General features: G+C 55.6%; 11 protein-coding genes and 1 pseudogene. 9 read left to right on the top strand and 3 right to left on the bottom strand.

Annotated elements, in window-relative coordinates; all coding sequences use genetic code 11:
- Positions 1-122: 122 nt before the first annotated feature.
- Positions 123-563: pseudogene (locus tag IGW03_RS28935) on the top strand (GGDEF domain-containing protein); the annotation flags it as partial.
- A 230-nt stretch (positions 564-793) separates the two neighbouring features.
- Here the strand turns inward: IGW03_RS28935 and IGW03_RS28930 are convergent.
- Positions 794-2059 (bottom strand): type II restriction enzyme NmeDI-related protein, encoded by a 1266-nt coding sequence (locus tag IGW03_RS28930; protein ID WP_151638618.1) that lies wholly within the window; start codon positions 2057-2059, stop codon positions 794-796.
- 348 nt (positions 2060-2407) lie between these two features.
- Positions 2408-3451, bottom strand: coding sequence for a YVTN family beta-propeller repeat protein (locus tag IGW03_RS28925; protein ID WP_151638619.1), 1044 nt, complete (start codon positions 3449-3451; stop codon positions 2408-2410).
- A 559-nt stretch (positions 3452-4010) separates the two neighbouring features.
- On the opposite strand from IGW03_RS28925, the gene IGW03_RS28920 reads away from it, so the two are divergent.
- Entirely contained in the window at positions 4011-4343 is a 333-nt protein-coding gene (locus tag IGW03_RS28920; protein WP_192805256.1) for a DUF4148 domain-containing protein, read from the top strand.
- A gap of 108 nt (positions 4344-4451) precedes the next feature.
- Positions 4452-5171: a FadR/GntR family transcriptional regulator gene (locus tag IGW03_RS28915; RefSeq protein WP_151638621.1), complete on the top strand. Its 720-nt coding sequence runs from the start codon at positions 4452-4454 to the stop codon at positions 5169-5171.
- A 194-nt stretch (positions 5172-5365) separates the two neighbouring features.
- Here the strand turns inward: IGW03_RS28915 and IGW03_RS28910 are convergent, their stop codons facing one another.
- The gene (locus tag IGW03_RS28910; RefSeq protein ID WP_151638622.1) at positions 5366-5719 is read right to left on the bottom strand and encodes a copper-binding protein; all 354 of its coding nucleotides are present in this window, start codon (positions 5717-5719) and stop codon (positions 5366-5368) included.
- Between the two features lie 236 nt (positions 5720-5955).
- On the opposite strand from IGW03_RS28910, the gene IGW03_RS28905 reads away from it, so the two are divergent.
- The 6 genes from IGW03_RS28905 (at position 5956) to IGW03_RS28880 (ending at position 11169) form a co-directional block, all read left to right on the top strand.
- On the top strand, positions 5956-6393 hold the full coding sequence (locus tag IGW03_RS28905; protein WP_151638623.1) for a YqaA family protein: 438 nt from the start codon (positions 5956-5958) through the stop codon (positions 6391-6393).
- Between the two features lie 351 nt (positions 6394-6744).
- Positions 6745-7074: a DUF4148 domain-containing protein gene (locus IGW03_RS28900; RefSeq protein WP_151638624.1), complete on the top strand. Its 330-nt coding sequence runs from the start codon at positions 6745-6747 to the stop codon at positions 7072-7074.
- A 377-nt stretch (positions 7075-7451) separates the two neighbouring features.
- Complete coding sequence (locus IGW03_RS28895) at positions 7452-7895, top strand: hypothetical protein (RefSeq protein ID WP_194725962.1); 444 nt, start codon at positions 7452-7454, stop codon at positions 7893-7895.
- Between the two features lie 103 nt (positions 7896-7998).
- Entirely contained in the window at positions 7999-8328 is a 330-nt protein-coding gene (locus tag IGW03_RS28890; RefSeq protein ID WP_151638625.1) for a hypothetical protein, read from the top strand.
- 11 nt (positions 8329-8339) lie between these two features.
- Positions 8340-9758, top strand: coding sequence for a TolC family protein (locus tag IGW03_RS28885; RefSeq protein ID WP_225984882.1), 1419 nt, complete (start codon positions 8340-8342; stop codon positions 9756-9758).
- 13 nt (positions 9759-9771) lie between these two features.
- A complete protein-coding gene (locus IGW03_RS28880; protein WP_151638626.1) occupies positions 9772-11169 on the top strand; it encodes a multicopper oxidase family protein in 1398 nt (465 codons plus the stop codon).
- Positions 11170-11177: the final 8 nt, after the last annotated feature.

Genomic DNA, 11177 nt, shown 5'->3' with positions numbered 1-11177 from the left:
CCGTGGACGATATCGAGACGCTGCTGCCCTGGAAAATCGTCCTGCCGGATTGATCTCCCTATCACTGCAATTTACCTTACTCGTCTTAACTCTCGCCGGCAAGTACGGGTTTAACGGACCGCTTACAATCGAGACTGAAGCGACGCCCGATGTCGGTATTAATCATTGATCTCGACAATTTCAAGGAGGTCAACGACCGCCATGGGCATTTGACGGGCGACCAAGTGATTATCGATTTCTCATCGAAGGTGCGGCAACTTCTTCGCCGCGGCGACGCCATAGGACGCTATGGCGGCGAAGAATTCCTTGTGCTGTTGCCCGACACGACTCAAGACGATGCCTATTCAGTTGCCGACCGCATTCGTGCTATGGCAGCTGAAGTGTGGTCCAAGGAGGTTCCTGCTTATACCGTCAGTATTGGGGTGGCTCCGCTGGTGGCCGACTATACCGATTCTGCCACCCTGATCGACGCGGCGGATAAGGCACTGTATGCGGCTAAGAAGGCCGGCAAAAATCACGTAATGCTCGCCTGTAGTCAGTCGTACGGAATCACTCCCAGTTGAAACACGTTTCTGGCACCGGGAAGCATGCCATTACTGCCCGTCGTTATCCATCACACCAGCACCTGCCGAACCAAGGCGCCTATCGTTGCCAGTGCACCTCACTCAAGCGAGTCCTCTCGAGAACCAAGACCAGAGCGTCGACCGTCATCTTGACGGACACATTGTCTGAGCACGCAAACCGATGGCTGTCCTGCGTACTCCTGATGAGCAACGAGTCCAGTTTCGGAGAATCAGTGCAGGCCCTGTGAAATCTCCAGAAGCGGTTTAATACCTGTTCCAAAGCGGGCGATCGCTCCACGATGCTCTTTCAACTGGCTGTAAGGCAAGTACTGGATGTTCAGTTCGGACACGCGTGAGAATGCCGGCCGACGCAACTGCACCTTGACTTCATCACGACGATTGTCTGGAGCAACCAAAAATAGCGTGCAGTTTTTGCCGACCTCGGTTCCAAGGGCAAGATCAAGCATTCGAACAATGCCTGAGTAGATCGACGTCGAGTGTTCAACTTCGAACGCGCCGGCCACGTTGTGTTGGCCCTTGGTGAGCCAAACAACATCGATGAGCCGTACCGAATCCATGCCCTTGGTGACCCCATCGGGAAGCTGTGCGAGACACTTATCCCCGAGCTTGCCATCCAGGTAGGTGCGGCTCTTGTCATTGGCAGCGACCCAGACATCAAACCCGAGCGCCAATCCCAAATCGCGCAACCATCCCTGGATTTCCGTATGGGTTGCGTCGCTCTCACGTGCAGCCTCCCATTGTTTCTGGGCAGCCGCCGACTCCACTCTTACGCGCTCCAGATCGGCCTCCCATGCAGAAAAAGCGGCGGCGTCATCAAGACGAGGCGGTGCGGCGTAACGTCCTGCGCCCACATCAAACATCAGTCCGGCAATCGCGCCCAAATCATTGGATAGCAGCGTCCGATACTCTTCATTCAGGCGAATCAAACCTTCCCGCATCGATAAATAATGATCCCAGCGCCCCAGCTTCACGTTGCCGCCGGTGACGGCGTTGAAGCCTTTTACGATGGCTGTATTGAAGGGTGAGACGAAGGTGGGATGAATGAAGTAAAGAAGGTTGGCCACCGCGGGGCCGAGCCCTTTGATAGCCAGCGCATCGATGCGCTGTATTCCTGCGATAACTTCTTCAGCCGTATTGCAGCAATCGCAATGATGAAGTAATTGGGCGAAGGCCGCCTGATTCTTTGGGTTTTCGTAGATGTCCGGGATGCGGAGCTTTGGCTTCCAGAGAAAGGCATGGTCCGCACCCTTGAATACCTGTCGCTGTTCGGCAATAGACCCGACCACGGTCTCCAACGAAGAGCCGCGGTACGCGTTGCCAAAGGTACCAGCCTGTATGTCGCGCACGACTTGGCCAATGCCACGCCGGATGGAGCGGAAGTTCTTGATGCGCTCTTCCCAAAGAAACCACGTGTTATAAGTGCTGTGCGCATCGGCCTTCCAATGCTCAATCAGTTTTGCCAGCGCGTCACCCATCCGTCAATCCTTTATCGCTCTTGTTGTACGGGTGTATTGTAGCGATTTCCTCTAAAATCAGGCCGGCAAGCGTTGCCATTCTCCACGATGTGGCCACCGTTGTTGTCCATCGATATAGCTGCCCTAGCGGCCGCAGTAGCGTCAATAGCCTTCTCGGAGCGGCAGGATACGTCCGTTCGTCTCAAGATCATCAAAGTCAAGCACCTGTTGGTGCTCACCAGGATGAGGAGCGGCGACAGTCCAGTATAGTGGAGACACAGTGTCCGCCACACCGTGCAGGCACGTGCTAACTGGACCAGGCTGCGAGTTGGCCGCCTGACCCGGTCTCTAGCCACCTCAATGCAGCCTTCATGGCAGCACGCTTATACCATTGGGCGCTTCGCCAACCGGCGTCGTTGCGACGACTTTACCCGAACGGATATCGATTGACGATACAGTATTCGCATAGGTATTAGAAACGTACGCACGATCGCCTCGTTCATCCACGACTACGCCATGCGCGCCTTTCCCGGTTTCCACCGTTTTAACCACCCTTCGGGTAGCGATATCAATGAAGCTTACCGTCTTGCCTGGATTTGCTTTGGAACCTTGGTTTGCAACGATCACGGTCTTGCTGTCTGGCGTCGCGTACACCTGGATCGGCACCGATTCAACGCCAACTTTCGAGATCATCTTTCTCTGCCGTGGGTCTATCAACGCGACTTTTGCCTCGCCTGACAGTGACACAAAAGCGGCTGATCCATCAGGCGTGAAACCGACCTGCGCCGGCCCTTTCCCTACAGTGATTTCAGCCACCTGCTTCCGTGACGCCGTGTCGATAACCGAAACGGTACCGCTTTTCAGGTTCGCCACATACGCCTGCTTTCCGTCGGGGCTAATTCGTATTCCGTGGGGATAATTCCCTACCTTGACAGTAGCGATTACCTTCTGCGCTTGCAGATCGACGATGCTGACTGTACCCTCGCCGCCATTGGTGACATAGGCCTGAGAGCCGTCAGGAGTGAGCACCACATGCGCTGGATGAACCCCTACAACGATCTGTGCAACCACGCGATCGGTTTGCGTATCAATCGCCCAAATCTCACCGCCGGAGCTCTCGGTGGTCTGGCCGTGTTTGTCCGCGTCCTGATGTGTATTTCCATCAGGCTTGTGGGGCCCGTCATTGGTGACCCATGCGAACTTCCCATCCGGGCTTAACTGTACGTTGTGAGGATTCCGGCCGACTTGGATGTTTCTGACTGGCCTGAATGTCGCAATATCAACTACACTGACGGTCGAATCGCCCTCGTTCGCAACATAGATACTATTGGGGGCCGCGATCGCTGCATTGGCGAGGGTTAGCAATGCAACCTGAACTAATGATATCGCTCCGACTCGTTGTAGATTCTTCATAATGGATCGTCCTAAGTAAAATGATGCAAGGCCCCAGCCTGGCTGTTGACGCCGTTGCTCAACGCGTCGAATAGCGAACCGAGAATATCCCTTCACCAATGCTGGCGAATATGATTCAGATCAAGTTTCACCTTATCGGACGAGCGACCTCCTACCCATAGACAGGGGTCGCTTCCTGGTTATTCGGGAAGCGCCGTGATGCGCAGGTATCCCGTGCCTAAGCGCCGTCCACAGGAAATTGCGCTCGCCCACTTAGGTGAGCGTCGGCGAACGTCACGCGATGCCGGATTGAGATGCGCACCCGGCTTGACTGGCTAACGTCACTGGACGGCTTATTCTGCTTTGACGCGGTGACCACTACGCTTAGCAGCAGCATGGTCATGGTTAACTGGATCGCACTCTGCAGATTACAGGTGTGTAATGTTCGCCATTCCCATTTAGCGTGTATGACAAGGTTGTAATGTCGGTGTCACGTTGTCGTTGCCTTGCGGCTTCTATACTTCCTCCATCAATGAAGCAAGTCACGGGATTGATGATCTTATTAGCAAAGGAATGCACCATGAAAAAGAAACTGTTGTTCGCAATTGCAAACTTGGTAATGATTGCTGGCGTAAGCTCGAGCGCGCTGGCGGACGATAAATGGTTAGGTAACCGCGGCTCGAACTGGGAAGACCATGTTAAGTCGACGAAGTCCCGCGCGGAGGTGCGCGCTGAACTGGAAGAGGCCCGCAGAAACGGTACGCTCCAGGTCAGCAACGGTGCGTTCTATCCCCAAGCACCCCAAGCACCCCAAGCATATCAGGGGCGCTCACGCGCAGAGGTCCGCGCCGAAGCAGTACAGGCTAACCGCCAGGGGAACGAGATCTTCGATTCGATTTATTTCGGAAGCTGATCATCTTCTTCCAAAAGAATGGGCCGTCTACCGGCCGGATAGAAGGCGGGTTGGCGTTCCATCGAACTTGCTGCGGTGCTCGGCAAATGGATTAGACTATGTTTTGTTATGAGCCTCGACAAAACTAACCCTTTGTCCCTCCGCAACAATCTTGTAGACGTAGTCCATCATGCCATCCTACAGCAGATTGAAAGTGGCGGGATCAAAGCAGGTGAGCGCCTCCCGACCGAAGAGGCGCTATGTCACCATTATCGTGTATCCAGATCAACCGTACGCGAGGCACTTATACGCTTACGCGCCGCCGGCTTAGTGATTTCGCGACCGAGGGCAGGTACCTTTGTTAGTACGCTTGCGAAAGCAGCGACGCTAACCCTTCCTTCGATTGCCTGCGTCCAGGACATCCAGCGATATTACGAGTTTCGCTGCTGTCTTGAGACAGGCGCGGCGAAACAGGCTGCCTTGATGCAAGATTCTCGGGACATCACTTCAATTAGAAGTGCCTACCATGCAGTTTCCTGCTCATCCGCCTATGGGGATTGGTGCGTTGACGCAGACTTTGCCCTTCACAACGCTATTGCCGTTGCATCTAAAAACCCAATGTACGTTACGGGGTTGATCGCGCTGCGACCGCACATGTTATTTACGATGCAAATGTCATTCGAACTCTCGGCGCCGCAATGGACTCAACGGTCGTTCCAAATTTGCAGCGAGCATCATGACATAGTGGAGGCAATCATCAAGAGGGATTGTCGCGCGGCGTCGGATGCGATGCAAACACATATCAAGAATTCGATGCGGCGTATCCTGGGGGATGCGGTCAAGGTGTAACGATCGTCGCCCCGCCTAAGTGAATCTTTCTGGTCTAGCCAATTAGAACAGCCCATTCTACTGCGCCGCAGTGGCAGCCTTTGTCGATAACGTTGCGCCGTTAAGGTACATTGCAATCCCCAGAGCGCCTCAATGATGCAGTTGATGCGCGCAAAGTCCTTCAGTCAATGGCCCGAGAAGCATGCTGGCCCAACCTATCTCAGGACTTGCAGTGTAACTATCGTCGGAAAGCCATCAAGGTATTCGGCGATGAACTTGACTTTGTCGCCCGCCTTCACCCCCGCCAGCAATGCGGCATCCTTGACCGCGAACGGCATGGTCATTGGTTCCATTTCCATCGTTTTGCTCTTGATAGGTCCATGCCTGAGCGTGATGCTTGGGGTGGCCAGGTCCACGTCTTCTACTTCGCCCTCCGCCATGGTAGAGGCACTGGCCGCTTTTTTCATAGTTCGGCCGCCTTGGTCGCCGGCTTTTTGATCTGCGAGTGCTACCAGGGTGAATGACGCAAGGCCGACGATCCACAATGCCTTATATATCGACTTTTGCATGGCTTGACTCCTTGGAGCAAAAGAAGGAACGGCATGCGCCGTCCCAGCCTGTGCATTTGAATAACAGACTATACTGGAGCAATAACCAACGATAATCGCCAGATTACAGTCATCGTACCATCTATCATGATGAACATAGTACTGTGGACGTGCCGCCCCCTCCTTCGGCAATTACTTCTATCAATGAGCGATGTACGACAATGGTGAAAGGTTGAGCAGCTTGATGGTCCCAACGCATGAATGACTGGGCGGCCTATAGTGGCATGTTTTCGGCTGCCTTATTGGCAGCCACCATCCTGCCGGCGCAATCCGAAGCAGTGCTGGTTGCACTGCTATTGGCGGGCAAGCAGCAACCATGGTTGCTGATACTGGTCGCCAGTATTGGTAACACGATAGGGTCTTGCATCAATTGGTGGCTAGGACGGTATCTTGAACATTTTCGTGGCAGGAGATGGTTTCCAGCCAATGATGACGCACTCACGCGTGCGCAGCGGTGGTACGGGAAAGTTGGCCGATGGTCGTTGCTGCTATGCTGGCTACCGATCATCGGGGATCCGCTCACACTGGTTGCAGGTCTGATGCGCGAGCGCTTCTCCATTTTTCTGAGCCTTGTCGCAATGGCGAAGACCGTGCGTTATATCGCCTTGGCTGCCGTTACCCTAGGAATCACATAAAGCACAGATCCTACCGGTCTATTCCCGTCAACGCGGATGGCATTCGTCTATCGGTTGCGTTCGGATAGTTCCCCGTTATCAAGAGCCAGCCTGGGTCAAATGCCCTCCAGCTACAATGCCCGATTAGCGTTCTGTTATTACCGCATGATCACCGGGCCGCTGCTCGCCTAGCTGTCCCCCTTTGAAGATTGCAGTGTTGACACCTTGCTCAATGCCCCCCACACGCCCCTCGCTGCTACATTACATAGTTGTAATGTAGGCGTCACGTAACTGTTTCCCCGCGGCTCTTAAACTGGATGCATGGATTGAGATGACATGTCAGTCCACCAACCACCAGCGTAGGAGTGCAATATGAAAACGAAGCAATTGATGATGTCGGCTGTAGCCGGCCTGGTGTTAATCACTGGAATGAGCACCAGTGCCTTGGCAGATGACAAATGGCTGGGTGACATCGGCACAAACTGGCAGGATCATACACAGTCGACCAAGTCGCGTGCCGAGGTGCGTGCCGAACTGGAACAGGCACGCAAGGATGGATCGCTGTATGTTGGTAACGACTCCTCGTATCCGCCGGAACCCACTTTCGTCGCCGGCAAGACTCGTGTCCAGGTGCAAGCGGAAGCGGTGCAAGCCAACCGCTACGGGAATTCAAATTTCAATTCCATGTATTACGGTAGCTAACAGCTGACCGCGAAAGAAGGGCGCACTGCCCTTCTTTCCGGTTCCGAGCGCTTGAAATTTCGCCGGTATGACGCAATATCTATATGTTGAAAGTGCTAATTTTTCGTGGCTACGATTTCCTGTGAATCAGGTGATTAGTGTTTTACAGGCAGATCCGCCATCGAGAGCATCTTTCCAGTGCACGTTTATACGCCGGGCCCGCACGCTCCTCTTTTTCGTAGAACCAATACAGGAAAATGCTTTCGAACACATTATTCGTCACAAGCGAAAAGTGTCATCCCGCATTAAGATCGCTTGACCTTGCCACCGTTGGAAGGTCTACACTGACTGTGGTAAAAGTTGCTTTAAATCACGTACCCTTGTGCTAAACTGAACAAATGAACCGGGTCTTCAAGACATTTTTGCTTTGGCTGCTGATTGCCGCTATGCCGATTCAAGGCGTGGCGTCTGTCATCAAAGCGTCTTGCGGGCCCAATCATCACGCTATTTCACCGGCAATCATGTCAGGAGCAACTGAGCATCATCATATTGATGGTCAAGGCGCTCATGAGCATGGCGACCATGGCACAAGCATGGCCCTGCCAGACGTCTACAAGGTGGATAGTGGGGGTGACCAGGTATCTGACATCCAGCCCTTCCACAAAACATCGTATTGCAGCGCCTGTGCGGCATGCTGCTATGGTGCGACTGCACCTCCGGCCTCCGTCTCGCTGACGCCTGTCTTCAGTACCATCCACACTGTCGTCCTTCCCCCTGTCGTTTCCTTCACCGGCTTCATCCCGGCCGGGTTGGAACGCCCCCCAAGGCTCCTCTCCGTTTAATCACGACCGGGCGCCGACTACAAGCATTTACTGCTTGTTCGGTTAGTACCCAAGTAAGTTCGCGTGTCTTCGCACGTCTGTTCTGCCGATTTTGAGGAAAATAATGTCATCCAAGCAATGGCTTGCCGTCGCCGCATGGGTATGCGTACCCCTTGCCGCGTCTGCACAACAACAAACCCAACCGAACCCGCTCGACGCCAACGCACCGACTGCTGCGGTCAGCTATGAGTCCGCCTTTAAGAATTTCCGTGCATCAAATGACGAAGGCACGACTCCCGACAAGCTCTGGCGTTCGGCCAACGACGAAATGGGCAAGATCGGTGGCCATGCCGGGCACATGAAGGATGCCGGCAGCACACCAGTCGCACCAGCTAATGCCAATACCCCCGCCCCCCAGCAAGGCGGTGCGGTGGACCATAGCAAGCACCACTAAAGGGGGAATCCATGAACATGCAATATCAATTTCCTCGCCGTTCAACGCTGGCGGTGGCCGTACTGACCGTCTTCCTTACGGGCTGCGCTACATTTTCCGGCGATGGAGGACTGGATTCCGTTTCGACCATGACCAAGGAGCGTACCGGTCAAGCGGTTCAGTTTTCCAAACCGACAACCGATGCCAACGCAACCCCGGACACCGTTGGCCAGTTGCTGCAAAAGCCATTGACCCCGGATACCGCGGTGCAGATCGCATTACTCAATAACAAGGGACTCAAGGCATCGTTTGCCGAGCTCGGCGTGGCGGAAGCGGATCTGGTCCAGGCCGGCCGCATGCGCAATCCGAGCTTCTCCTTTGGCCGCATGCGTGCTGGCGAAGATGTCGAAATTGAGCGCAGCGTGATGTTCGACCTGCTGGGATTGCTGACGATGCCGATCCGTAGCGGCATCGAGAAGCGCCGCTTTGAACAAGCCCAGTTGCAGACCGCATCGCAAGCCGTACAGCTGGCTGCCGACACGCGCCGCGCCTACTTCAACGCAGTGGCTGCGCAGCAGACGGCCACATATATGGAGCAGGTTCAGAGCGCAGCCGATGCCGGCGCCGAACTGTCCCAGCGTCTGGCACGGGTGGGCAACGTGAGCAAACTCGATCAGGCACGCGAGCAAGTGTTCTATGCGGACGCAACGGCACAAGTCGCACGGGCTCGTCACAACGCGACAGCGGCTCGCGAGCAATTGACACGGTTGATGGGCCTGTGGGGCGCCAATGCGTCATTCAAATTGCCTGACCGGCTGCCGGACTTGCCCAAGGCACCGAACGAGATGGCCAACGTCGAGCAGATCGCGATGGACCAGCGCCTTGACATACAAATAGCCAAACGCGATGCCCACGCGACCGCGCGCGCATTGGGCCTGACAAAGGCAACTCGTTTCATCAACGTGCTGGATGCGGGATACGCAAACACCAGTGAGACCGGCGAACCTCGATCCAATGGTTATGAAATCGAACTGGAGCTCCCCATCTTTGACTGGAGCGGTGCGCGCACGGCGCGTGCAGAAGCCATGTACATGCAATCGGTTAACCGCACTGCAGATCTGGCGATCCGCGCCCGCTCCCAGGTACGGGAAGCATACTCCGCCTATCGCACCACTTATGATCTGGCGAAGCATTACCAGAGCGAAGTTGTGCCTCTTCGCAAGAAAATTTCGGAGGAGGTACTGCTCCGCTACAACGGCATGCTGGCGAGCGTCTTCGAGCTACTGACCGACGCACGTGACCAAGTAAGCAGCGTCAATGCCGCCATTGAAGCGCAGCGCGATTTCTGGATCGCGGAAACAGACTTGCAGGCCGCCATGAATGGCACTGGCGGAAGCAGCGTACAAATTCGCACGGCCGCCCCTGCCGAGGCCGGCGCAGCTGAACATTGAACAAGGAAGAATCATGGTATCGCGTAGAGATTTTTTTAAGGGCGCCACCGCGTTGGTTGGCGCGGGCGTAGTCAGTCGCGTTGGCGCGGCGTCACTGCCGGAAGCGCCGATCATGGAAGGCACCGCCACGCAGGCACCGCTGATGCCGCCCAATGGCCGTCCCTATAACCCTGTCGTGACCCTGAACGGATGGTCGCTGCCCTGGCGCATGAACAACGGCGTCAAGGAGTTCCACCTGGTGGCCGAGCCTGTCGTGCGCGAACTGGCGCCCGGCATGAAGGCGAACCTCTGGGGGTATAACGGCCAGTCGCCGGGCCCGACGATCGAAGTCGTCGAAGGCGACCGTGTGCGCATCTTCGTCACCAACAAGCTGCCGGAACACACCAGCATCCACTGGCATGGCCAGCGCCTGCCCAACGGGATGGATGGCGTGACCGGGCTGACCCAACCTGGCATTCCTTCTGGCAAAACCTTCGTCTATGAATTCGAGGCGAAGCGGCCTGGCACCTTCATGTACCACCCGCATGCCGACGAAATGGTTCAGATGGCCATGGGCATGATGGGCTTTTGGGTTACTCACCCGAAGAACCAGAATTTCATGAAGGTCGACCGCGACTTCGTCTTCTTGCTGAGTAACTACGACATCGAGCCGGGCAGCTTCACCCCGCGCACCAGCACCATGACTGACTTCAATCTGTTCACCTTCAATAGCCGCGTCTTCCCGGGCATTGATACGATGAACGTACGTCAGGGTGATCGCGTCCGTATTCGCATGGGCAATTTGACCATGACGAACCACCCGATCCACTTGCATGGTCACGAGTTTGTGGTCACCGGCACTGACGGGGGATGGACTCGTCCGGAATCACGTTGGCCGGAGGTGACGACCGACGTTGGCGTTGGCCAGATGCGGGCCATCGAGTTCGATGCGACCGACCTGGGTGACTGGGCGTTCCACTGCCATAAGTCCCACCACACGATGAACGCGATGGGACATGAGGTGCCGACGATGATCGGTGCCGACCACCGCGGTGTCGCCCAGAAGATCAATAAGCTGGTCCCTGACTACATGGTCATGGGTGAACGTGGCATGGCTGACATGGGTGAGATGCAAATGCCGATCCCGGACAACACGCTCCCGATGATGAGTGGCCAAGGGCCTTTTGGGGGCGTCGAAATGGGCGGCATGTTCACGGTGCTTAAAGTTCGCAAGGAGCAGAAACCGGGCGACTACAAGGATCCGGGCTGGTACAAGCACCCGGCGGGCACCGTTGCGTACGAATGGAAGGGCGAAGCGCCGGCCCCTACCCGCAGCGGCTCTGCAGGCGGGCAATCGATGCCCTCTGCGAACAAGGGTACCAACATTGAAATGACCGTACGCAAGCCATCCGGCCACGGCGGTCATCACTAACCTAACCA

This window comes from Noviherbaspirillum malthae, assembly GCF_015352985.1.
Taxonomy (GTDB): Bacteria; Pseudomonadota; Gammaproteobacteria; order Burkholderiales; family Burkholderiaceae_D; genus Noviherbaspirillum; species Noviherbaspirillum malthae.
The sequence above is the reverse complement of the archived record's forward strand: the minus strand, read 5'-3'. Positions and strand labels throughout refer to the sequence as shown.

Bases quoted from the DNA above. Each gene is read 5' to 3' on its own strand.
- IGW03_RS28885 (WP_225984882.1), top strand. From the start codon at position 8,340: ATGAACATGCAATATCAATTTCCTCGCCGTTCAACGCTGGCGGTGGCC.
- IGW03_RS28880 (WP_151638626.1), top strand. From the start codon at position 9,772: ATGGTATCGCGTAGAGATTTTTTTAAGGGCGCCACCGCGTTGGTTGGC.
- IGW03_RS28905 (WP_151638623.1), top strand. From the start codon at position 5,956: ATGAATGACTGGGCGGCCTATAGTGGCATGTTTTCGGCTGCCTTATTG.
- IGW03_RS28910 (WP_151638622.1), bottom strand. From the start codon at position 5,719: ATGCAAAAGTCGATATATAAGGCATTGTGGATCGTCGGCCTTGCGTCA.
- IGW03_RS28915 (WP_151638621.1), top strand. From the start codon at position 4,452: ATGAGCCTCGACAAAACTAACCCTTTGTCCCTCCGCAACAATCTTGTA.
- IGW03_RS28890 (WP_151638625.1), top strand. From the start codon at position 7,999: ATGTCATCCAAGCAATGGCTTGCCGTCGCCGCATGGGTATGCGTACCC.
- IGW03_RS28920 (WP_192805256.1), top strand. From the start codon at position 4,011: ATGAAAAAGAAACTGTTGTTCGCAATTGCAAACTTGGTAATGATTGCT.
- IGW03_RS28900 (WP_151638624.1), top strand. From the start codon at position 6,745: ATGAAAACGAAGCAATTGATGATGTCGGCTGTAGCCGGCCTGGTGTTA.
- IGW03_RS28895 (WP_194725962.1), top strand. From the start codon at position 7,452: ATGAACCGGGTCTTCAAGACATTTTTGCTTTGGCTGCTGATTGCCGCT.
- IGW03_RS28930 (WP_151638618.1), bottom strand. From the start codon at position 2,059: ATGGGTGACGCGCTGGCAAAACTGATTGAGCATTGGAAGGCCGATGCG.
- IGW03_RS28925 (WP_151638619.1), bottom strand. From the start codon at position 3,451: ATGAAGAATCTACAACGAGTCGGAGCGATATCATTAGTTCAGGTTGCA.